The sequence below is a fragment of the Pantoea sp. ABR1s genome (genome assembly GCF_057812235.1).
The window spans coordinates 2,075,810-2,098,022 of record NZ_CM173823.1; the positions used below are offsets into that span (position 1 = coordinate 2,075,810).

Annotated in this window: 24 protein-coding genes; 12 read left to right on the plus strand and 12 right to left on the minus strand. The window is 56.1% G+C overall.

All coding sequences use genetic code 11. The features are described 5' to 3' along the window. Positions 1 to 269: 269 nt before the first annotated feature. From rhaB to rhaM, 4 genes are read left to right on the plus strand one after another with little or no spacing between them, the layout of a single operon-like run. Positions 270 to 1,742 (plus strand): rhamnulokinase, encoded by a 1,473-nt coding sequence (rhaB, locus tag ACXKZD_RS09710; RefSeq protein WP_488981562.1) that lies wholly within the window; start codon positions 270 to 272, stop codon positions 1,740 to 1,742. Then, positions 1,735 to 2,991, plus strand: a complete 1,257-nt coding sequence (locus ACXKZD_RS09715; protein ID WP_010244756.1) for an L-rhamnose isomerase — start codon at positions 1,735 to 1,737, stop codon at positions 2,989 to 2,991. Before rhaB ends, ACXKZD_RS09715 begins: the two co-directional genes overlap by 8 nt. Positions 2,992 to 3,001: 10 nt before the next feature. Continuing rightward, positions 3,002 to 3,844, plus strand: coding sequence for a rhamnulose-1-phosphate aldolase (rhaD, locus tag ACXKZD_RS09720; RefSeq protein ID WP_010670187.1), 843 nt, complete (start codon positions 3,002 to 3,004; stop codon positions 3,842 to 3,844). After that, positions 3,834 to 4,148, plus strand: a complete 315-nt coding sequence (gene rhaM / locus ACXKZD_RS09725; RefSeq protein WP_010670186.1) for an L-rhamnose mutarotase — start codon at positions 3,834 to 3,836, stop codon at positions 4,146 to 4,148. The genes rhaD and rhaM overlap by 11 nt, the downstream gene beginning before the upstream one ends. 47 nt (positions 4,149 to 4,195) lie before the next feature. Here the strand turns inward: rhaM and ACXKZD_RS09730 are convergent, their stop codons facing one another. Next, positions 4,196 to 4,846, minus strand: coding sequence for a TetR/AcrR family transcriptional regulator (locus ACXKZD_RS09730; protein WP_010244765.1), 651 nt, complete (start codon positions 4,844 to 4,846; stop codon positions 4,196 to 4,198). Between the two features lie 307 nt (positions 4,847 to 5,153). Between ACXKZD_RS09730 and bhsA (ACXKZD_RS09735) the strand changes: the two genes are divergently transcribed. Together bhsA (ACXKZD_RS09735) and bhsA (ACXKZD_RS09740) are read left to right on the plus strand one after the other, a co-directional pair. After that, on the plus strand, positions 5,154 to 5,411 hold the full coding sequence (bhsA, locus tag ACXKZD_RS09735) for a multiple stress resistance protein BhsA (RefSeq protein WP_031592385.1): 258 nt from the start codon (positions 5,154 to 5,156) through the stop codon (positions 5,409 to 5,411). A 39-nt stretch (positions 5,412 to 5,450) separates the two neighbouring features. Beyond that, complete coding sequence (bhsA, locus tag ACXKZD_RS09740; RefSeq protein WP_010670183.1) at positions 5,451 to 5,708, plus strand: multiple stress resistance protein BhsA; 258 nt, start codon at positions 5,451 to 5,453, stop codon at positions 5,706 to 5,708. A gap of 82 nt (positions 5,709 to 5,790) precedes the next feature. Here bhsA (ACXKZD_RS09740) and ACXKZD_RS09745 read toward each other — a convergent pair whose 3' ends face one another. The 4 genes from ACXKZD_RS09745 to ACXKZD_RS09760 form a co-directional block, all read right to left on the minus strand. Beyond that, positions 5,791 to 6,975, minus strand: a complete 1,185-nt coding sequence (locus ACXKZD_RS09745; RefSeq protein WP_010244774.1) for a sugar transporter — start codon at positions 6,973 to 6,975, stop codon at positions 5,791 to 5,793. A 174-nt stretch (positions 6,976 to 7,149) separates the two neighbouring features. After that, on the minus strand, positions 7,150 to 7,692 hold the full coding sequence (cybB, locus tag ACXKZD_RS09750) for a cytochrome b561 (protein ID WP_010244777.1): 543 nt from the start codon (positions 7,690 to 7,692) through the stop codon (positions 7,150 to 7,152). Between the two features lie 112 nt (positions 7,693 to 7,804). Next, positions 7,805 to 8,065: a hypothetical protein gene (locus ACXKZD_RS09755; RefSeq protein ID WP_010244780.1), complete on the minus strand. Its 261-nt coding sequence runs from the start codon at positions 8,063 to 8,065 to the stop codon at positions 7,805 to 7,807. A gap of 167 nt (positions 8,066 to 8,232) precedes the next feature. Next, positions 8,233 to 9,486: an MFS transporter gene (locus ACXKZD_RS09760; RefSeq protein WP_488981563.1), complete on the minus strand. Its 1,254-nt coding sequence runs from the start codon at positions 9,484 to 9,486 to the stop codon at positions 8,233 to 8,235. Between the two features lie 95 nt (positions 9,487 to 9,581). On the opposite strand from ACXKZD_RS09760, the gene ACXKZD_RS09765 reads away from it, so the two are divergent. The 4 genes from ACXKZD_RS09765 (at position 9,582) to ACXKZD_RS09780 (ending at position 14,192) form a co-directional block, all read left to right on the plus strand. Further along, positions 9,582 to 10,475, plus strand: coding sequence for a LysR family transcriptional regulator (locus ACXKZD_RS09765; RefSeq protein ID WP_010670180.1), 894 nt, complete (start codon positions 9,582 to 9,584; stop codon positions 10,473 to 10,475). 130 nt (positions 10,476 to 10,605) lie between these two features. Continuing rightward, complete coding sequence (mlc, locus tag ACXKZD_RS09770) at positions 10,606 to 11,823, plus strand: sugar metabolism global transcriptional regulator Mlc (protein ID WP_010244790.1); 1,218 nt, start codon at positions 10,606 to 10,608, stop codon at positions 11,821 to 11,823. Positions 11,824 to 11,936: 113 nt separating this feature from the next. Next, positions 11,937 to 12,635 carry a dethiobiotin synthase gene (bioD, locus tag ACXKZD_RS09775; RefSeq protein ID WP_033767301.1) on the plus strand — a complete coding sequence of 233 codons (699 nt, stop codon included), beginning with the start codon at positions 11,937 to 11,939 and terminating at the stop codon, positions 12,633 to 12,635. 180 nt (positions 12,636 to 12,815) lie between these two features. Further along, complete coding sequence (locus ACXKZD_RS09780; protein ID WP_010670178.1) at positions 12,816 to 14,192, plus strand: nucleobase:cation symporter-2 family protein; 1,377 nt, start codon at positions 12,816 to 12,818, stop codon at positions 14,190 to 14,192. 508 nt (positions 14,193 to 14,700) lie between these two features. On the opposite strand, the gene osmV is transcribed toward ACXKZD_RS09780, so the two are convergent. The 4 genes from osmV to ACXKZD_RS09800 are packed head-to-tail and all read right to left on the minus strand — an operon-like array spanning position 14,701 to position 18,139. Continuing rightward, on the minus strand, positions 14,701 to 15,837 hold the full coding sequence (gene osmV, locus ACXKZD_RS09785; RefSeq protein WP_010244799.1) for an osmoprotectant ABC transporter ATP-binding protein OsmV: 1,137 nt from the start codon (positions 15,835 to 15,837) through the stop codon (positions 14,701 to 14,703). After that, positions 15,837 to 16,484, minus strand: a complete 648-nt coding sequence (gene osmW, locus ACXKZD_RS09790) for an osmoprotectant ABC transporter permease OsmW (RefSeq protein ID WP_010244802.1) — start codon at positions 16,482 to 16,484, stop codon at positions 15,837 to 15,839. The genes osmV and osmW overlap by 1 nt, the downstream gene beginning before the upstream one ends. Positions 16,485 to 16,493: 9 nt before the next feature. Then, positions 16,494 to 17,405: a glycine betaine ABC transporter substrate-binding protein gene (locus tag ACXKZD_RS09795; protein ID WP_010670177.1), complete on the minus strand. Its 912-nt coding sequence runs from the start codon at positions 17,403 to 17,405 to the stop codon at positions 16,494 to 16,496. Between the two features lie 17 nt (positions 17,406 to 17,422). Further along, the gene (locus ACXKZD_RS09800) at positions 17,423 to 18,139 is read right to left on the minus strand and encodes an ABC transporter permease (RefSeq protein WP_010244807.1); all 717 of its coding nucleotides are present in this window, start codon (positions 18,137 to 18,139) and stop codon (positions 17,423 to 17,425) included. 392 nt (positions 18,140 to 18,531) lie between these two features. Between ACXKZD_RS09800 and ACXKZD_RS09805 the strand changes: the two genes are divergently transcribed. Further along, positions 18,532 to 19,998: an MDR family MFS transporter gene (locus ACXKZD_RS09805; RefSeq protein ID WP_488981564.1), complete on the plus strand. Its 1,467-nt coding sequence runs from the start codon at positions 18,532 to 18,534 to the stop codon at positions 19,996 to 19,998. A 39-nt stretch (positions 19,999 to 20,037) separates the two neighbouring features. Here ACXKZD_RS09805 and ACXKZD_RS09810 read toward each other — a convergent pair whose 3' ends face one another. Beyond that, positions 20,038 to 20,334, minus strand: a complete 297-nt coding sequence (locus ACXKZD_RS09810) for a DUF1161 domain-containing protein (RefSeq protein ID WP_033757708.1) — start codon at positions 20,332 to 20,334, stop codon at positions 20,038 to 20,040. Between the two features lie 44 nt (positions 20,335 to 20,378). Continuing rightward, positions 20,379 to 20,702: a DUF1283 family protein gene (locus ACXKZD_RS09815; RefSeq protein WP_010244816.1), complete on the minus strand. Its 324-nt coding sequence runs from the start codon at positions 20,700 to 20,702 to the stop codon at positions 20,379 to 20,381. Between the two features lie 279 nt (positions 20,703 to 20,981). Between ACXKZD_RS09815 and ACXKZD_RS09820 the strand changes: the two genes are divergently transcribed. Beyond that, on the plus strand, positions 20,982 to 21,308 hold the full coding sequence (locus ACXKZD_RS09820; RefSeq protein ID WP_029519527.1) for a YnfA family protein: 327 nt from the start codon (positions 20,982 to 20,984) through the stop codon (positions 21,306 to 21,308). A gap of 31 nt (positions 21,309 to 21,339) precedes the next feature. On the opposite strand, the gene ydfG is transcribed toward ACXKZD_RS09820, so the two are convergent. Beyond that, the gene (gene ydfG, locus ACXKZD_RS09825; RefSeq protein WP_010244822.1) at positions 21,340 to 22,086 is read right to left on the minus strand and encodes a bifunctional NADP-dependent 3-hydroxy acid dehydrogenase/3-hydroxypropionate dehydrogenase YdfG; all 747 of its coding nucleotides are present in this window, start codon (positions 22,084 to 22,086) and stop codon (positions 21,340 to 21,342) included. Positions 22,087 to 22,213: the final 127 nt, after the last annotated feature.

Below are 22,213 nucleotides of genomic sequence, written 5' to 3' on the forward strand. Positions count from 1 at the left end.
AAACCGTAACGCAGTCTAATCAGCACGCTCTAACCTTACCTTGAATTTTCAGCCTGACTCAGCAGGAATCATGCTGATTTTTCAAGAAATCCTCAGCAGTTAACAGATTTGCGGCAGGGGTCACATCCTCCTGCCTTTCGCCTCTGTGATCTCTCTCACGAAGTTCTTTGCAAGTCTGCCAGGGCTTATCAGCCGCTGGCACTCCGGGGAAGGTCTTTAACCGGCCAGGTTTTTACTCTGTGACCACTCAATCACAGGGAAAAGTCGCCATGACCAGGAGAAACATTGTTGCTATTGATCTCGGGGCATCCAGCGGGCGGGTCATGCTCGCAAGCTGGGATGCTGCGCAGCGCCAGCTCGCGCTTCGTGAGGTCCGGCGCTTTAAAAATAAGCGCCAGCGTCGTGCCGGTTATGACTGCTGGGATCTGACGATGCTTGAGCAGGAGATACGCGCCGGGCTGGCTCAGTTAGATGAAGAGAAGATCGTGCCAGACAGTATCGGTATCGACACCTGGGGCGTTGATATGGTGCTGCTGGATGCAGAGGGCGAGCCGGTGGGTGAGGCGGTCAGCTACCGCGATGCGCGCACCCACGGCCTGATGGAGCAGGCGCAGCACGAACTGAGCCGCAGTGCCATCTACGCCCGAACCGGCATTCAGTTTCTGCCATTCAATACGCTCTATCAGATGCGCGCCCTGCATCAGCAGCAGCCCGACTGGCAGGCCCGCGTGGCGCATGCGCTGATGATGCCGGACTATCTGCATTATCGCCTGACCGGTAATCTCAACTGGGAATACACCAACGCCACCACTACGCAAATGCTCAATATTCACAGCGGCGAATGGGATCGTGATCTGCTCGCCTGGGCGGGCGTTGCTCCTGAATGGTTCGGTCAGCCGCAGGCATCGGGCAACACCGTCGGCCACTGGGTCAATAGCGCAGGTGTCCCGGTCCCGGTGATTGCCGTCGCCACCCACGACACCGCCAGCGCGGTTCTGGCAACGCCGCTGATGCAGGACGATGCGGCCTATCTCAGTTCCGGAACCTGGTCGCTGATGGGCTTTGAAAGTTTGCAGCCTTATGCCTGCGATGCCGCGTTACGCGCCAATATCACCAATGAGGGCGGCGCAGAAGGCTACCGCGTACTGAAAAATATCATGGGCTTATGGCTGTTGCAGCGCATCTGCGGCGAACTTCAGATTGACGATCTCAGCGCACTGATTGATCAGACGGCACGGCAGCCCGCCTGTGTTTCACTGATTAGTCCCAACGATGCGCGCTTCATCAATCCCGACAGCATGGTTAACGAAATTCAGAACGCCTGCGCAGAGCAGGGAATGCCGGTGCCACAATCTGCCGCCGCGCTGGCCCGCTGCATATTTGACAGCCTGGCACTGCTCTATCGCGAGGTGATCCAGGAGCTGGCACAGCTGCGAGGCAAACCTTTCAGCCAGCTTCACGTGGTAGGGGGCGGCAGTCAGAACCGTTTTCTTAACCAGCTCTGTGCCGATGCCTGCCAGATTCCGGTGCTGGCAGGTCCGGTTGAAGCCTCCACGCTGGGTAACGTTGGTTGCCAGCTGATTGCACTTGGCGAACTGATCGATGTGGCTGATTTCCGCTGCAGCGTCATCAACAACTTCCCACTGGAAAAATTCGAACCGCAAACTCACAGCGTCTTCAGTGCCAGTCAGGCACGCTTCGCGACGCTGAGTCAACCCGCTAAGGAACCCGCTTATGACTAAGCAGATTGAACAGGCTTTTGAACTGGCTAAACAACGCTACGCTGACAATGGAGTTGATGTTGAGCAGGCCATTCGCCAGCTGGACAGCATTCCTGTCTCGATGCACTGCTGGCAGGGGGACGATGTCCGGGGCTTTGAGAACCCACAGGGCGCATTGACTGGCGGCATCCAGGCGACCGGCAACTATCCGGGGCGGGCACGCAATGCCAGTGAATTACGCAGCGATATCGACAAGGCGATGTCTCTGATCCCAGGCGCAAAACGTCTGAACCTGCACGCTATCTATCTGGAAAGTGACAAGCCAGTAGATCGGGATGCGATTGAACCTGCCCATTTCGCCAACTGGGTCGCCTGGGCGAAAGAGCACAACTTAGGGCTGGATTTTAACCCCAGCTGCTTCTCGCATCCGATGAGTGCCGACGGTTTTACGCTGTCGCACAGTGATAAAACCGTGCGTCAGTTCTGGATCGATCACTGCAAAGCGAGTCGCCGCATCTCCGCTTCGTTTGGTGAGCAGCTTGGCACGCCATCAGTGATGAATATCTGGGTGCCGGACGGCATGAAAGATATTACCGTGGATCGCCTGGCCCCGCGTCAGCGTCTGATGAGTGCACTGGATGAGGTCATCTCAGAAAAACTGAATCCGCAGCACCATATCGACGCGGTTGAGAGCAAGCTGTTTGGCATTGGCGCAGAGAGCTACACCGTGGGCTCCAATGAGTTTTATCTTGGTTACGCCGCCAGCCGCCAGACGGCACTATGCCTGGATGCGGGACATTTTCATCCCACCGAAGTGATCTCCGACAAAATTTCTGCCGCGATGCTCTATGTGCCGCGTCTGCTGCTGCACGTCAGCCGCCCGGTGCGCTGGGACAGCGACCATGTGGTGCTGCTAGATGATGAAACTCAGGCGATCGCCAGCGAGATCGTCCGCCATCAACTGTTCGACAAAGTGCATATCGGACTCGATTTCTTCGACGCCTCTATCAACCGGATTGCCGCCTGGGTTATCGGCACCCGTAACACCAAAAAAGCGCTGCTGCGTGCCCTGCTGGAGCCAACCGATCGTCTGCGCCAGGCCGAGAACGAGGGTGATTACACCGCGCGGCTGACGCTGCTGGAAGAGCAAAAATCATTGCCGTGGCAGGCGGTATGGGAAGCCTGGTGCCTGCGCCATGACGTCCCGGCTGATGCCAGCTGGTTAGGCGACGTCCGCCATTATGAACAACAGATTTTGAGCCAACGTTAAGGATTTCACTATGCAAAGCATTCTTTCTTCCGGGTTTGTTAAGGGAATGGTCAAAGCAACCAGCGATATGTGGCTGAAGGGCTGGGACGAACGTAACGGCGGCAACGTCAGCCTGCGTCTGCGGGAAGAGGAGGTTAAACCTTTTGCCGCTGATTTCTGCCTGCAACCGCGCTGTATTGAGCTGACACAACCCGCGCCGGCGCTGGCGAACGACTGGTTTCTGGTGACCGGGTCAGGAAAATTCATGCGTAATGTCCAGCTTGATCCGGCGGATTGTCTGGCACTGCTGCAGGTCGATGACAAAGGGCTCTCTTATAAAATTCACTGGGGCCTGTCGAATGGCGGTTTGCCCACCTCCGAGCTGGCGTCACACTTTCAGTCTCACGCGGTGCGTAAAGCGGTCAGCAAGGGTGCAGACCGGGTGATCATGCACTGTCACGCTACCAACTTTATGGCCTTAAGCTATGTAGTTGAGATGGATTCCGCCCGCTTTACCCGCCTGCTGTGGGAAGGGAGTACCGAATGTCTGGTGGTGTTCCCGGACGGTGTGGGTGTTTTACCCTGGATGGTACCCGGCACCGATGAAATCGGCACCGCGACCGCCGGACAGATGCAGTCACATACCCTGGTGATGTGGCCATTCCACGGTGTCTTTGGCACGGGCCCGACACTCGATGAGACTTTTGGTCTGATTGATACGGCGGAGAAATCGTCAGAAGTGATCGTCAAAGTGCTGTCGATGGGCGGTATTCGTCAGAGTATCACCACAGAACAGCTGGTTGCATTGGGTGAGCGCTTTGGTGTGAAGCCGTGGCAACCGGCGCTGGATGCAGGGCCTGCTAATGCTGCGTAAAGCCTTTGTGATGCAGGTGAATCCTTATTGCCATGCAGAGTATGAGCGTCGGCACTCACCGATCTGGCCTGAACTGGCCGAAACCCTGAAAGCGCACGGCGCGCACAACTATGCCATCTGGCTGGACGCCGAGCGGCATCTGCTGTTCGCCAGTGTTGAGATTGAATCTGAGGAGCGCTGGAACGCGGTGGCAGAAACGGAGGTCTGTCAGCGCTGGTGGGCGTCAATGAAAGATCTGATGCCGTCGAATGCAGATAACAGCCCGATCAGTGAGCCGTTAAAACCGGTTTTCTTTCTGGAATAAAATCGGGAATAAAAGATGAAAAGGGCGGCATCGCCGCCCTGATATTTTTAACGCTTAGCCTGACACAGGCCGGTGAGTGTCGGCCACATCGCCATCAGCGTATCAATAATGCTCTCCAGATCGTCACGCTCAACGCCTTCACGCGCCCGCACCGACATGCCCTGCAGCATACAACTCAGATAACGTGACAGCGCGGGAATGTTTACTGACGCACTCAGTTCGCCACGCTGCTGACGCGCCAGCAGAAAATCCTTTAACACATGCTCCTGCGACTGATGCTGCTGTTGCAGCATGGTGGCAATCTCTGCTGAAGCCGCCGACAGGGCGGTCGAGGTGCAGATAAAGAAACAGCCGCCGGGAGAGTCGCGTTCGGTAAAACAGGCCGCGGTGGCGCGGAAATAGGCTTCAATAGCCCGATCCACCGGTAACTGGTCATCGCCCAATGCCGCTTCACGCCATGCACTGAACTTCTCCACATAGCGCTCCATCGCCGCGCGAAACAACCCCTCTTTATTAACAAACTCGGCGTAGAGGGTTGGCGCTTTCGCGCCGGTTGCGGCCACCAGATCGGCCAGAGAAGTTCCCTCGTAACCGTGCGTCCAGAACAGGGTCAGAGCTTTATCGAGCGCTGCTTCGCGATCGAACACTTTTGGTCGGCCGCGGCATTTCTTTACATCGCAATCCTGAACCTGACTCATACACCCTCACTGACAGTAAAACACCCTATTAAATTACCGATCATTATAAAAATGTGCAAGGCCTGGCGTGGATGCCGCCGACAGGGGTTGCCATTTTGTGCGCCAGCGCATTATTACAGCCCCTTAGGTTAAGTCAGAAAAGAGGCTGAAGCCCATAATCACGCCACTTCGCGAATAAAATAACGCTCATTAAATAAATGTTGACGACAAACCGTATCGGGGTCTATCATTTGTTTAACGGTCATTAATTAAATAGTGACAACCCATTCAGACCAACCGAATTTCAATATTGAATAGAGAGATTATTATGAAAAACATCAAAACCACCCTGGCAGCGCTGGCACTGACGACTCTGACTTTTGGCGCATCTGCCGCTGACCTGGTGACCAGCGAACCTGTTAATCAGCAGCCAGTTGGCACCATCTCTGTACTGGGCGGCACCAATCTGTCTTCTGTTGAAGCGCAGCTGAGTGCTAAAGCGGATGAAGCGGGTGCGAAATCGTTCCGCATCACCTCAACCAGCGGCCAGAACAAACTGCACGGCACGGCTGTGATTTATCAGTAATTTTTGTTTTTCAACAGAATAAGTGAGAAGGGGTTCGTTATGAAAAGTATCAATATGATGGTCGTGGCGGCTGTGCTAAGCGGTCTGTCATTTGCCAGCGTAGCGGCCCAGCAGGTCAGCAGCACACCGCTGGATCAGCAAAAAATCGGTGTTATCAGCGCAACAGGCAGTACTAATCTGCTTTCGCTGGAGCAGCAGCTGTCAGAAAAGGCCAGCGATGCAGGGGCAAAGTCTTTCCGCATCACTTCGACCTCTGGCAGCAACAACCTGCATGGCACAGCCGTTCTTTATAGATAAAGTGATCGGTAAATAACACTAAAAAGGCTTCAGATAACCCGCTTATCTGAAGCCTTTTTTATTGGTTGCTGTCTGGTTTTATCTAGCCGTTACTGCGTAACTGTGGATAACGACGGAAGATATAAACACACCAGAGTAACGCCACCAGGCCAATCATCCCGCCGACATTGCCGACTTCCGCCATGCTCAGATGCAGGCTGACCTGATTACCCAGCAGCGCACCCGCGCCGATACCGATATTGTAGATACCGGACATCAGCGACATCGCCACATCCGTGGCATCCGGTGCCAGCGACAGCACTCGCACCTGCATACCCAGTCCGATCATCATCATCGCCATTCCCCAGACAACGCACAGCGTTGAGATAGCTGCTGGGCGAACGGCAGCAAAAATCAGCAGGCCCATGCACAGGGTGATCAGGGCGATGGCTGCAATCAGCAGTCCGGAGGGAAACTTATTACCGAGTGTGCTGAACAGTACGCTACCCACAATGCCCGCAGAGCCAAACAGCAGCAGTAGCAGGGTGGTGAAGTTGCCACTGGAATGGGCCACGGTTTGCATAAAGGGCTCGATATAGCTGTAAGCGGTGTAATGCGCGGTAACGACCAGCGTCACCAGCAGATACATGCTGACCAGCGCCGGACGGCGAAACAGCATCGGCACACTGCTCAGCGAGCCGGTATGTTCACTCGGCAGACGCGGCAGGATGCGCACCAGCATAATCATCAGCACCAGTGCCGAAAGGCCAATCGCGCCGAAGGTCGTACGCCAGCCAAGATACTGACCCACCACGCGGCCAATCGGCACGCCCAGCACCATCGCCAGCGCGGTACCGGTTGCCAGCATACTCAGCGCCTGAGTTTTCTTACCGGCCGGAGCGACGCGAATCGCCAGCGAGGCGGTGATCGACCAGAACACCGCGTGAGACAGGGCGATACCCACGCGTGACACCATCAGCGACCGGAAATCCCAGGCAACGGTAGAAAGAACGTGGCTGACGATAAAGATCAGGAACAGCACACCCAGCAGCAGTCGTCGCTCAATATTGCGGGTCAGCAGCATCAGCGGCAGTGAGAGCAGTGCAACCACCCAGGCATAGATGGTCAGCATGATCCCGACGTCAGCCGTCTGCATTGAAAAGTCAGCAGCGATGTCAGATAACAGGCCAACCGGCACAAATTCGGTGGTATTAAATACAAAGGCGGCGATGGCCAGCAATACCACGCGTAGCCAGGCAGTTTTACGTGAAACAGTAGTTGGTTGCATGAGGAGTCAAGTCAGTCAGTACAGCGAATCGGATGTGGCAGAAACATCCAGCGAAAGTGACCTGCGTCACAAATTACTGACCATTGTAGTGAATAAAGCGGGAAGAGAAACCTTATAAACGCCTTTTAATGCTGAAATTTTTTTATCGCCCCATCACAGGGCGATAGCCTGAGGTTATTGACCGCGACGCCGGGCGGGCATCATTCGCAGCAGAGTATTGTCTTTAAGCAGATAGTGATGGAACAGTGCGGCAGCAGCATGCAGTCCGATCAGCCAGTAACCCAGCGGTGCCAGGGTTTCATGCCAGCCAATCAGCATATCCGCCATATCAAAGTCAGGTTCAGGCGCGACCGGCATGCTGATGCCAAACAGCCACCATTCCCGACCTTTAAGATAACGCGATGTCAGGCCGAGGATCGGCAGAGTGATAAACAGAGCATAGAGCAGGGTATGAGTCAGATGTGCCAGCCCGGTTTGCCAGCGCGGCGGAGCGGGGGTAATGGGCGGTGTGCGATGCCGGGTGCGTAAAAAGAGGCGGGCAAGCATCAATACCAGGATGGTCGCGCCGGCGCTGAAATGGGTAATGATCATGGCATAACCCTGCCAGGATCCGCGCTGTGCAAAACCGCGCAGTTCAATGGTGGCGTAGGCCGTCACCACCAGTAAAAAGGTGAGCCAGTGAAGGGCTATCTGAGCGCGCGCAAACTTATCCCGCATTGTGCATTCCATTAAAGAGAATCAGGAAGATTAACATAACGGAAAACAGCGGTAATTCTTAACAAATTAGCGCAGCGGGAAAAATTTTTTCCCCCTTACCAGGTGGATCAGATTAACGCGAAGCCGGGGTGTGCTTCAGGGCCACGCTGAGCTGGGTGGCCTGCTGGTCAACATTTTTGAGAGGACAACAATTTTCACAGCCGATTGCGCCAGCATAATATTTTTTAGCCTGCAGGATGGCGGCATTCACATGGTAAAAACTGCCCAGAAACATACGGTTATCGATGTCGGGAAGATGGGGGCAGCCTGCGGCATGAACCACATGATTATTGTTATATCCTGATTGTTTATTGACGTAGTAGTAGAGAGCCACAGGCGTTCCTTGTTGCCGTGTTAAAAGGCAAAGCAGATGAATTATTACAATAAAAACGATTATAGCGGGAAACCTGCATTTTGTTTGCTGTGGCTCTGAATAGCGCGTTTATTGTGATAAACCGCCAGGCCCGCAGGAGAAGCCAGGCCTGGCATGAGAAGACGTTCTCAGAGTTTTTTACTGTGCAGACGCCAGGCAACCAGTAACGCCAGGATCAGCAGCACGCTGATAAACAGCGTAATCCCGCTCCAGCCAAAGTTATGCCAGAACACGCCACCCAGCGTACCCGCGACGCTGGAACCCACGTAGTAGCTGAACAGATAGAGCGAAGAGGCCTGGCCTCGTGCCCGGCGCGCCCGGGGGCCAATCCAGCCGCTGGCGACCGCGTGGGCGGCAAAAAAACCGGCGGTGAACAGCATCATCCCAGGCAGGATCAGCCAGAGGGAGTTGAAGGCGGTAATCAGCAAACCCAGCAGCATGATGGCGGCAGCACCCAGCATCACAGGACCCCGACCCAACCGGTTGGTCAGCGCGCCCGCCTTGGGCGAACTCCAGGAGCCGGTGAGGTAGACCACTGATAACAGCCCGACCACAGCCTGGCTGAGATGCCAGGGCGCATCCAGTAAACGGTAGCCAATATAGTTAAACAGGGTGACAAAGGCTCCCATCAGCAGGAATCCTTCGGCAAACAGCCAGGGAAGGCCCGGATCGCGCCAGTGCAGCCGGAAGTTAATCAGCAGATTACGCGGACGCAGCGTAATGGGCCGGAAATGGCGCGACGCAGGCAGAATCTTCCAGAACATCAGCGCCGAGGCCAGCGAAAAACAGCCGATTACCGCCACGGCGAGTCGCCATGAGAAGAGGTCAGTCAGCACGCCGCTCAGCAGTCGACCGCTCATCCCGCCTATCGAGTTACCGCTGATATATAACCCCATGGAAAAGGCGACGACCCGTGCATCCATCTCCTCGCTGAGGTAGGTCATGCCGACCGCCGCCACGCCACTCAGCGACAACCCCATCAGCGCCCGCATAATCAGAATGCCGTGCCAGCTGGTCATGGTGGCCGAGACCAGCGTGCAGATGGCGGCCAGCATCAGGGCTGTGACCATCACCGATTTACGACCGATAGCATCAGAGAGCGGCCCGGTGACCAGCAGGCCCAGCGCCATCAGGCCGGTCGAGATGGAGAGTGACAGGCTGCTGGTTGCCGGAGAGATACCAAACTGCTGTGACAGCACCGGCAGAATCGGCTGCACACAGTAGAGCAGGGCAAAGGTCGCCAGCCCGGCGGAGAAAAGCGCCAGCGTCACGCGCATAAACTGTGGGGAATCCCGGCGGATATGACCTGAAGCGGCAACAGACTCTGGCGGCGCAGAGACCGCATTCTCATCCACTGTGACAGCCTGTGTTGAGCGACTCACACATTTTCCTCAAATTTAGAAAACCTGTCGTCAGCTTAGGAAAGCGGCATTATGATGTCTAATATATTAATAATCTCAAATGAGACGTTTAAGATATGAATATCGAACTGCGTCATCTGCGCTACTTTGTTGCGGTGGCGGAAGAGTTACATTTCGGGCGGGCGGCCCAGCGACTGAACATTTCTCAGCCGCCGCTCAGCCAGCAGATTATTCAGCTGGAAACAGAAACGGGCGCAAGGCTGTTCAATCGCACTAACCGCAGCGTGCAGCTTACCGCTGCCGGACAGCAACTGCTGAGTGACGCCCGCGCGATTCTGTTGCAGGTCGAGCAGGCGGCCGATCGCGCCGCCCGCCTGCATCGTGGTGAAGAGGGGGAGCTGCGGATTGGCTTTACCTCCTCGGCCCCGTTTACCGCCGTGGTCTCTGACGCGCTATTCCGGTTTCGTCAGCGCTGGCCGCAGGTACATATTCAGATGCAGGAGATTAATACCCGCCAGCAGCTCGCACCGCTTCATGATGGACGGCTCGATCTTGGCGTGATGCGCAACACGCCGTTGCCCGCCGATCTGCGTCATCAGCTGCTGCTGAGTGAGCCGCTTTATGCCGTGGTGCATAAGGCGCATCCGCTGGCTGACGCCGATAAAATCTCTGTCACTGCCCTGGCGGCGGAACCCTTTGTCTTCTTTGATCCTCAGGGCGGAACCGCGCTCTACAGCGATATTCTGGCGCTGCTGCACCGCTACCATATCAAGCCCTTTATTACTCAGGAAGTGGGTGAGGCGATGACCATACTGGGGCTGGTGGCAACCGGGTTAGGCGTCTCCATTCTGCCTGCCTCATTTCGACGGGCGCGGCTGGCCGATCTGGTCTGGTTGCCCTTAACGGAAGAGGATGCCATTTCAGAGCTGTGGCTGGTCTGGTCAGCCGGACGCGAAATAAATGCGCAGATGGAAAACATGATGGCGTTGCTGCGGCGAAACCGGCCCTGATGCGCGGGCAACACCGCATCAATCTGTGCGATAAATCACATTTCTAATCAAATATTTGACGCTGTCGCCGGATCTGGCTCACCATGGCGCATGTTTATTTAGAAGCGCGAAAATAACCGGGAGCAGGGTTGTGAATCCGGACAGTCAACCTGGCCACATTGACCAGATCAAGCAGACTAATGCAGGTGTCGTATATCGATTAATTGACCGTTATGGTCCCATTTCGCGTATCGAACTTTCCCGCCGTGCCCAGCTTGCTCCGGCCAGCATTACCAAAATTGTGCGTGAAATGCTGGACGCACATTTAGTGCAGGAGACCGAGTTTCAGGATCCCGGCAGTCGTGGTCGTCCGGCGATAGGCCTGATACTGGATACCGACGCCTGGCACTATCTGGCTATTCGCCTGCATCGCGGCGCCATGACGTTTACGCTGCGCGATCTCAGCAGCAAGGAACTGGTGGAAGAGAGCCTGCCGCTGCCTGATGAGTCTGCTCAGCCGTTACTTACCGCGCTGATTGAACAGGTTGATGCCTTCTTTATTCGTCATCAGAAGAAACTGGAACGTCTTACGGCCATTGCCATTACATTGCCAGGGCTGATCAACGCCGCGTCAGGTGTGGTGCATCGGCTACCGGGTTATGAGGTGCGCGATATGCCGCTGGGCGATGCGCTGGCGGCGCGAACCGGCTTACCGGTGTTTGTGCAGCACGATATTTCAGCCTGGACGCTGGCGGAGTCGCTGTTTGGTGCCTCACGTGGGGCGCAGGATGTGATTCAGATTGTGATTGATGAAACCGTGGGAGCCGGGGTGATCAGTGGCGGTCAGCTGTTGCATAAAAGTGGCAGGGCGCTGGTCGAGATCGGGCATACCCAGATCGACCCGTATGGTCAGCAGTGCTACTGCGGTAATCATGGCTGTCTGGAGACCGTAGCCAGCACCGGCAGTCTGCTGGCGCTGGCGGCGCAGCGTCTGCCGGCCCAGCCCGACAGCCTGCTCAATAATCAGCCGCTGACGCTGGAGTCGCTGTGCGCGGCGGCGCAGTCTGGCGACCGTCTGGCGCGCGACACCATCGCCAGCGTGGGTCATCATGTTGGCCGGATTCTGGCGATGATGGTCAACATCTTCAATCCTCAACATATTCTTATCGGTTCCCCCCTGAATGCCGCCGCGGATGTGCTGTTTCCGGCCGTGAGCAACACCATTCTGCAGCAATCACTCCCGGCCTACAGCGCGAGTATCCAGCTGGCACCTACCGAATTTAGCGAACCGGGAACGTTAGGCGGCGCAGCCCTGATCAAAGACGCGCTCTATAACGGACACCTGTTAGTGAAACTGTTGCAAGGTTAAGCGGGCCTAATCTTGCGCTAACGCAATCTGTTCTCATCCTCCATTCCTTAAAATGCCGGTTCGCAGCAAGGTTAATCACCGATTAACCGCAACGGTTCGAGAGGAGAAGTTGAGTGAACAGACTATTTGTTACCGGCACTGACACCGCAGTGGGCAAAACGGTGGTGTCACGCGCCCTGTTACAAAGTTTTATCCAGGCCAGGCTCAGTGCCGTCGGGTACAAGCCCGTCGCGCGCTGCGCGGTCAAAACCGCTGACGGCCTGCGTAACAAAGATGCACAGGTTCTGCAAAGCGCTTCATCTATCGATTTACCCTATCAGGCGATCAATCCGCTGGCCTTTCAGGAAGAGGAGATCTGCACCCATCCGAGCCAGATCATTGATTACGCATTGCTGACACAGGGCTTAAGCAGCCTGACGCAGCAGGCCGATCGCGTGGTCGTGGAGGGCACCGGCGGCTGGCGCAGCCTGATGAACGATGGACGTCCGCTCTCCTGCTGGGTCGTTGAGCAGCAGCTGCCGGTGGTGCTGGTGGTCGGTATCCAGTCGGGCTGTATCAGTCACGCCCTGTTAACAGCAGAAGCGATAGCGCAGGATGGACTGCCACTGGTGGGCTGGGTGGCCAATCGCATCAATCCGGGACTGGCGCAGTACAGCGATATTATTGAGATTCTGCGTGAAAAAATTAGTGCGCCGCTGCTGGGCGAGCTGCCTTATCTGCCGCGTGCAGAACAGCGTGATTTGACGCCTTACATCGATATTTCTCTGCTGGAGCAGAACAATCTGCACGCTGTGAGTGCAAAGATCGCCTGATTATGAAACAAACTAAGTCATCTGAATCGGCAATGAGCCTAAAGTTTCAGGCTTGTTGTCGGCTGTCTTTAACTATTTCCATTTAGAATTGAAAGACCTGGCTCGGATATCGCGAAATCGTGGCGTCATGGCGCAGAAAATGCATTAACTCCGCTTATCACACTGAGCTGGAGCCCCATCATGTCGCACTCGCACGAGAAAGGTTTGTTATATGGGCTTGAAGCCCGCATCGGCCCCGCCCCGGCGTTTTTCGCCGCACTGCAACATCTGCTGGCCAGCGTGGTGGGAATCATCACGCCGCCTCTGATTATTGGCTCCGTTCTGGGGTTGCAGGCCTATATTCCTTATCTGATCAGCATGTCATTGTTCGTTTCCGGCTTAGGCACGTTTATGCAGGCCAGACGCTTTTATGGCATCGGGGCGGGCATGATCTGTCTGCAGGGCACCAGCTTCGCGTTTCTGGGGGTGATCCTCTCGGGTGGTCTGATGGTGAAAGGGCGCGGTGGTTCGCCGGAAGAGATTATGGCGATGCTGTTTGGCTGTAACCTGGTGGCGGCGTTGATTCCGATTCTGATCAGCCGCTGCGTTGGCTCGCTGCGCAAAGTTCTGACGCCGGTGGTGACCGGCACGGTGATCACCCTGATTGGCATCAGCCTGATAAAAGTCAGCATTACCGACTGGGCGGGCGGGCACAACGCCACAGATTTTGGATCGCCGGGAAATCTGGCGCTGGGGGCGCTGACGTTGCTGGTGATCGTGGCGCTGAACCGCTCGCGAAATCGCTGGGCGCGGCTGGTGGCGGTGGTGGCCGGAATCGCGGTGGGATGCGTTGCCGCGGCCTTGACCGGTCATCTGCAACTTAATGTTGCGCCGGAGAGCAACTGGCTGGTGCTGCCCGCGTTCTTCCGGTTTGGTTTTGCCTTTGACTGGACCATTTTCCTGCCGATCGCGCTGGTGTCAGTGATCGCGGTAATTGAAGCCGTCGGTGACCTTACCGCTAACTGCCTGATTTCACAGCAGCCGATCACCGGCAAACCTTTTCAGCAGCGGTTGCAGGGTGGCATTGTCGCCGACGGCCTGAGCTGTGTGCTGGCAGCGGTCTTCTCCGCCTTTCCCAACACCACGTTTGCGCAGAACAATGGCGTTATCCAGATGACCGGCGTCGCCAGCCGTTACGTCGGTATGCTGCTGGGAATCATGCTGGCGCTGCTGGGGCTGTTTCCCTTTATTGGCTCCCTGTTGCAGCAGATCCCGCCGCCGGTGCTGGGCGGGGCGACAATCGTGATGTTTGGCAGCGTGGTTGCTGCGGGCATCCGTGTGATGACCCAGACGCCGCTGGGTCGCCGCGAGATGCTGATTGTGGCGATCGCTTTTGGTATTGGTCTGGGCGTGGAGGCGGTGCCGGATGTGCTGAAGCAGTTCCCGCCGCTGATTAACAGTCTGTTTGGTCATGCGGTGACGACCGGCGGTATTCTGGCGATTGTGCTGAACATGGTGCTGCCGGACGAGGCGCCTGTGGTGGAAGAGGTGGAGGCGGAAACGCTGACGGAGAGCTAAAAAGCAGAAGAGCCGATGTATCTCTCACATACGGCTCAAAAATCCAAAGCGATGGGAGCATATGCCTGTATCAAAGCATCGCGGACCAGGGATGGGCCGCGCTGAGCATGCCATGGATGGCATCTTTTGCGTCGTTGCTACAGGCGTATGCTCCCTGAGCTACTACCTGAATTGACAGACAGGACAGGCCGTGACTTAACTGGCTTTAAGATGGAGTCTGCGAAGGGAACAGGGTCAGATCGGAAAGTCGCAAAAGCCGCCATCCGTGGCACGCTCGGCCCGCGCAATTACGCACCTCATCCCTGAGGTGCGCCCGTACCGGGCCAACGCGTTGCGTTGTTCAAAAACGCTCCCGGCGTTTTTGTCCATGGCGCGGGACGCTTTCCTCCTCTGACCCGGTTCCCTGCGCGTTAAGCTTGTTTGTTGCTGTCTGATTTACCCAGGCTTGGGTATATCTGCTTATATCTGCTGTTTTAATGGGCCGGTAAGACCCATTTAGGTGACGAAATTATGGATTCAGACGACGGCGGGTACGACCAGAACTGAGGTAATCCGCAATATAATCCTGCGAAATCTCACCGCTGTAGCGACCCTCTTCATCGACAATCGGCATCCAGACCGTGTTGTGCTCATAGAGTTTTGACAGCACCACGCGCAGGTTCTCTTCCGCTTTACCGGTGACCTTAAAGGTGTGCAGTCGCTCTTCACAGCGGCCACTGACGTTACGCGCCTCGCGACGCTTCACGAAGCCCAGCGGTTTGCCATCCTCATCGACCACGGTAATCGACCGCATATCGTTCTCATCCATGGTGCCAAAGGCTTCTTCCAGCGGAGTAGAGCGGCGGACGGTGATGGTCGGCTGCTGGTCAGTCACATCGCCCGCCTGCACCAGTAACAGGCGCTTAAGCGTACGGTCCTGACCCACAAACGAGCCGACGAACTCATTGGCAGGGGTCGCCAGCAGTTCATCCGGGCTGGCGCACTGCACGATTTTACCCTGACCAAATACCGCAATGCGATCGCCGAGCTTCAGTGCCTCGTCAATATCGTGGCTCACCAGCATCACGGTTTTTTTCAGCTGACGCTGCATGTCGAGAAACTCGTTCTGGATCACTTCGCGGTTAATCGGGTCAACGGCGCCAAACGGCTCATCCATCAGCAGCACCGGTGGATCCGCCGCCAGGGCACGAATCACCCCGATACGCTGCTGCTGACCGCCTGACATCTCACGCGGATAGCGATGCAGGAATTTGGTGGGATCCAGCGCAACCATGCTCATCAGCTCGGTAGCCCGCTCGTGGCACTGCTTTTTGTTCCAGCCCAGCATGCGTGGCACGACGGTAATGTTCTCTTCGATGGTCATGTTGGGGAACAGACCAATCTGCTGGATAACATAGCCAATGTTGCGACGCAGGGTGGTGGTGTCCTGCGTACTGGTATCTTCGCCATTAATCAGGATCCGGCCACTGGTGGCGGGAATCAGGCGGTTAATCATCTTCAGCGTGGTGGTTTTCCCGCAGCCCGAGGGTCCCAGCAGCACGCACATCTCACCGGCTGGCACGTGCAGGCTGACGTTATCGACGGCTTTATTGGTCGTGCCGTTTTTCTGGGTAAAGGTTTTCGTCAGGTTTTCCAGCGTAATCATTATCGAATCCCCTTTGGAGTCAGCGCCTGCTGCAAACGGTGCAGCAGCCAGTCAAGAAAAATAGCCAGCAGACAGATCATCAATGCCCCGGCAATCAACATACGAATATCACTGCCGCTGATACCATCCAGCAGCAGCTGGCCCAGACCGCCCGCGCCAATCACGGCGGCAATCGCCATGACGCCAACGTTCATCACCACGGCGGTACGGATGCCACCGAAGATCACCGGCAGCGCCATCGGGATTTCAACCCAGCGCAGGCGCTGCCAGAACGTCATGCCGATACCACGGCCCGCTTCTCGCAGACCGTCCGGCAGATTCTCCAGCGCGGTGTGGGTGTTGCGCACAATCGGCAGCAGCGAGTAGAGGAACACGGCGGTAATCGCCGGCAGCGCGCCAATGCCCTGACCGATGAGTGAAAACAGCGGGATCATCAGACCAAACAGCGCAATGGTGGGAATAGTCAGCACCACGGTGGCGATACCGAGAATCGGCGTTGCCAGCCATCTTACACGCACGATCAGAATGCCAAGCGGCACGCCAATCACAATTGCCAGTCCGACCGCGACCAGTACCAGCCAGCTGTGCTGCCAGCTTAAGGTGAGCAGGGTGCTCCAGTTATCCATGATGTAGTGAAGGGTATCCACAGTGCCTCCTTACAGCATGTTTTTGGATTTAAGGAAATCACGCGCCACGGTTTCCGGTGACTGATGATCGATATCGACCCGCTTGTTCAGCTCCGTTATCGCCTCATCGGTGATTTGCGCAGAAAGCTGATTAAGCGCGGTATCCAGCCCCGGATGACTCGCCAGCACATCCTGACGCACAACCGGCGTCACGTTGTAGCTTGGGAAGAAGTGCTTATCATCCTCCAGTACTTTCATGTTGAAGCCCTTAACCCGGCCATCGGTGGTGTAGATCAGACCGGCATCCACGAATCCGTCGCGAATCGCGTTATAGACCAGACCGGGGTCCATCTGGCGGATCTGCGGGCGATCCAGCGTCAGGTTGTAGGTTTTCTGCAGCGGCTTCATGCCGTCTGAACGACCCGAGAACTCCAGGTCCAGACCCAGTCGCCAGTTATGATCCGGATCGGTTTTACGCACCTGCTCAATCTTCGCAACCAGCTGCGACATGGTGCTGATGCCCTCTTTTTCGGCCCGTTCACGGGTCATGGCAAAGGCATAGGTGTTGTTCATTGGTGCCGGGTTAAGCCAGACCAGCCCCAGTCTGGCATCCAGCTTTTTCACCGTCTCATATGCCTGCTGTGAAGACATCGGCTGGTTGATATGGTTAAAGATGATCAGCGAGGTGCCGGTATATTCCCAGACCATATCAATCTGCTTATTCAGCAGCGCATTACGGCCAATGGTGGTGGCGATATTGCGTTTAGGCACCACCTCGAAGCCTTTCTTCTGCAGCCAGAGCACCGTCATTGCTGACAGGATATGCTGCTCGGTGAAACTTTTGGTCGCCATCACCAGCGGTGCAGCAGCCTGTGCCGTCTGGCTTAACAGCAGTGTCGCGGTCAGCGCGACAACGCTTTTCTTAATCCAACGCGTTAGCATTGCAAAGCTCCTTGTGGTCAGGCCGCAGCGTGCGGACTCAGAAAGCGGCCCAGCGCGGCCAGCATCATATCCAGTACCAGTGCCACCAGTGCAGTGGCGACGGCGCCGAGTATCAGCGTCGGAAAGTCATTCAGATAGATGCCTGGGAAGATCAGCTCGCCAAAGCTGCTGGCGCCAATCAGGAACGCCAGTGGGGCGGTGCCGACATTGATGGCGGTGGCGATGCGCACGCCAGAGAGGATGACCGGCAAGGCGTTCGGCAGCTCTACCTGACGCAGACGCTGCCATTTGGTCATGCCGATGCCGTTGGCCGCCTCAATCAGCGACGGGGGAACTGCGCTCAGACCAGAGAAGGTGTTGCGGACGATAGGCAGCAGCGAAGCCAGAAACAGCGCAATCAGCGCCGGACGGTCGCCAATCCCGATAATAACCATCGCCAGAGCCAGTACCGCCAGTGGTGGCAGGGTGTTACCGACATTGAAAATCTGCATCACGTACTCTGCCCAGCGACGTGCAAACGGGCGACTTAGCAGGATGCCGCTGGGGATACCGACCAGCAAAGCGAACAGCATTGACCAGAAGACTAAGAAGAGGTGTTGTTGCCCGAGATAAAGCAGATCGACTTTACGTGCGACCAGCTGATCCCAGCCAAGGCCCCAGATCAGCACCGCGATCACCGCGACCACTGCAAGCAGTGCCAGACCGGCGCGTCGGGCCAGTGAAGCATTTTGCATAGGAGAATCTCCCTGATTACGATCTCAATTGTTATAACAACCATAAACAGCCCGACAGGTACGGCAAAAAATGCCGCCGCGCCCAATACCGAAACTGCGATAAAATGTAGATAAAATGACTGTTTACCCACTCTTTTTCAGTGAATACTGAATAAGATGGTGTAATGCTATAGCAGCCCTTTATTGCACAAGCCAGCTTTTAAGCCACAAATCAGAGAGATAGAAACAGGTTAAAATGGTGTTAAAGCCGCGTAGCCGCTGGGCTAATGCGACAATAAAAAATTTTCATCGACTTCTGGTGACACTGTCACAGAGGGCGCAGAAAATGCGCACGCGCGGGAAACTGCATTGTCTGTTTTTCAGCTAGCCTTGCAGATTAAAAAAGGAACCCTATGACTGAAAGCGCACAACTCCAGACCGGACATCGCCACTGGATCTTGATCGCCTGCATGCTGGCGATGTTTATGGCGGCCATTGAAGTCACTATTGTGGCCACCGCGATGCCCACAATCATTGCTGACCTCGGCGGTTTTTCGCAGTTTGGCTGGGTCTTCTCGATCTATCTGCTGACCCAGGCGGTCAGCGTGCCGCTCTATGGGCGGCTGGCGGATATGGTGGGTCGCAAAACGATGTTTTTTGTCGGCACTACGATTTTCCTGGTGGGGTCGGTGCTGTGTGGCTTTGCCCATACCATGACCTGGCTGATCCTGTTCCGGGCGTTTCAGGGCCTGGGGGCGGGGGCGATCATGCCCCTCAGCTCCACCATCGTGGCGGATATCTATTCGCCGCGTGAACGCGCCAGCGTGCAGGGCTGGCTCTCCAGCGTCTGGGGGGTAGCGGCGATACTGGGGCCGCTGACCGGCGCGTGGCTGGTACAGCACTTTAGCTGGTCGGTGATTTTCTGGGTCAATCTGCCCATCGGCCTGATCAGCATGCTGATGCTGTGGCGCTGGCTACCGTCGCACCAGAAGGAGGAGAAATCGCAGCCGCTGAACCTGGCGGGCAGCGGCTGGCTGATGCTCTGCGTGACGGCATTGCTGATTGCGCTGTTGCAGGCGGAACAGCTCGGCGTCTGGCTGGTGCCGTTTCTGCTCTTCTCACTGTTCGCTGGCTGGCAGCTCAGACGCCACGAGCTGCATTCAGCGGCACCGCTGTTTCCGCTGATAATCTGGCGCAGCCGGCTTATCGTGGCGGGTAATGCGGGCAACCTCATCATCGGGGCGGCCATGATGGGCATCAGCGCCTTTTTGCCCACCTGGATTCAGGGGATCAGTGGCGGTTCACCGTTACAGGCGGGGAGTGTGCTGGCGATGATGTCGATTGGCTGGCCGCTGGCCAGCACCCTCAGCGGCAGACTGATGCTGCACACCTCCTACCGCTTCACCGCCCAGCTTGGGGCGCTGTTGCTGGTGACCGGCAGTGCCTTGCTGCTGTTTTTACAGCCCGCAAGCTCACTCTATCAGGCGGGCTTTACGGCGTTTCTGATCGGTACCGGCATGGGAATGACCAGCACCACGTTCCTGGTTTCAGTGCAAAATCAGGCGGATTACCAGATTCGCGGCATCTGTACCGCTTCAATTATGTTCAGCCGGATGATCGGGTCGGCGGTAGGGACGGCGATAATGGGCGCGGTGCTGAATCTCAATCTGCAGTGGCGTTTGCCGCAGGTCGAGGATCCGGTGCAGAAGATTATGTCCGAACCCAGTCGTCAGCAGTTACAGCCGGAAACCCTGCAGCAGATGGTAGGGTCGATTGCCGTCTCACTGCACTGGGTGTTCGTGGTGGCACTGGTGATTGCGCTGTTTGCGGTGGGTGTGGCATGGATGATGCCGCGTCAGCGGCCGGAACAGGCGGACTAACAGGCAGGGCGACAGGATGTCGCCCTGATTTGAACAGAACTACTGGGCAGATGAGTCCTGCGAACTGCCGACACTGGCAGGTACGCTGGCTTCGTTGTCACTGCCTGAGCGCTTATAAACAATTTTTTGTGTGTCGTTCTCACAATGTCCGACGACCTGGCCACCCGCCTGATCAACCTGATCGTTGGCGACGATGTCGAGACTAAAACCCGACTCAGGTACACCGTTCTGAATAATTTTCTGGCTGATTTCGGTTTTTACCGATTCACAGGATGCCTGCGCCATCAGCGGCAGAGCAAATAACGCCGCGCTTAACAAAACCCTCTGTAGCTTCATCACGTCTTCCTTATGTTAGTCGTCGTCATTACTATAGCTCAAATTTACGGCGCTACCGGGCGACCGGAACGACGATCCAGACAACGCAGGGTGTTTGGCTCCCAGTAGGCGTTGAGATTGAGGCTCTGCTCGCACTTGTCGCGGGTATCAAACGCGCGATCGGTTTTATCAAACTCTTTTTCGACCCGGGTGTTCACTTTATTGCGCAGCATGCGCGTGTCATTCCATTGCTCTTTATCCTGGCGCGCTGCTTCATTGCTCAGCGCGGAACTGCCATCTTCGATAATCAGACGATTAGTATTCGCAGTGGCAGTGAATGCCGCAGTGGAGAGGAGAACCATCAGCACGGCAGGGATCATTTTTTTCATCACACTATCCTTCAGTTAACGCAAACATCGCCATCCACGACAGCGGTTGCAGCGGGCATGCTTAGAGCCTGGCTCATCAGGGGGCATTGAGGCAGAAGTCTGAACACCGACAGCGCATAACAACCGGTGCGTACAGGGTGTACGTGAGGAGGGTAAGCACTGCCCGGGTTCAGACGGACAAATAAAACAGCCTGATGGGCATGGCTATTAGTATATCATCGCCGTTTCTTTGCTCACCAGCAGTGAGTCGTTTGTTTACGTTAAGGAGAGGTAAGGATGCTGATTAAAACCGCCTTGCTGTTTTTTATTACCGCGCTGGCGGAGATTACCGGCTGCTTTCTGCCGTGGTTATGGCTGAAAAAAGGCGGCTCAGTCTGGTTGCTACTCCCTGCGGCAGCAAGTCTGGCGCTGTTTGTCTGGCTGCTGACGCTGCATCCCGCTGCCAGCGGACGGGTTTATGCCGCCTACGGTGGCGTTTATGTGCTTACCGCGCTGCTCTGGTTGCGGGTGGTGGATGGCGTGAAGTTAAGTGTGTGGGACTGGAGCGGGGCACTGATCGCATTCAGCGGCATGCTGATTATCGTCATGGGTTGGGGACGCGGGTAACGCCAGCCGTGAGGGCTGGCGCTGCAGGGAGTTAAGGTTTATGCACTTTCAGCCCCGCCAGCGTCTGGCTGACCGGCATCATCTCAAGGCTATTGATGTTGACATGTTTAGGCAGTGTGGCCACCCAGTATACGGCTTCTGTCACATCTTCCGGCGTTAAGGCGGTAGCCCCTTCGTAGACCTGACCCGCCTTGTCATCATCGCCCTTAAAGCGCACGTTGGAAAACTCTGTGCCGCCGACCAGACCCGGTTCAATGTCGGTCACGCGCAGCGCGGTGCCGTGTAAATCGGTTCGCAGATTCAGGCTGAACTGGCGCACAAAGGCTTTGGTGGCGCCGTAAACGTTGCCGCCGGCATAGGGCCAGCTGCCGGCAATTGAACCGATATTGATGATATGACCGACATCACGCTCCACCATCTGTGGCAGCAGGGCGCGGGTCATATAGACCAGGCCTTTGGTGTTGGTGTCAATCATGTTTTCCCAGTCTTCGACGTTGGCCTTGTGCGCCGGTTCGACGCCCAGCGCCAGACCGGCGTTGTTGACCAGCACGTCGATATTGCGCCATTCCGCCGGTAACTGCGCCACCGCCTCTTCAATGGCGGCACGGTTACGCACATCGAGCTGTACCGTATAAATATTCTCGCCCAGTTCATCCTTCAGCGCTTTTAAACGTTCAGCCCGTCGTCCAGTGGCAATCACTTTATGACCATTCTCAATAAAGCGACGGGTGATGCTTTGACCAAAACCGGCGGTCGCACCGGTGACAAAAATAATCATCTCACTGTTCCTTATGCCATTTTCAGAGTCGATGGCTTCACCATAGCATTTCATTTCCGCTTCTGCGCGTGGAAAAACTGCCTGACCTGTAAACGGATTTTAACGGGCAGCCAGCTGCGCCTTTTCA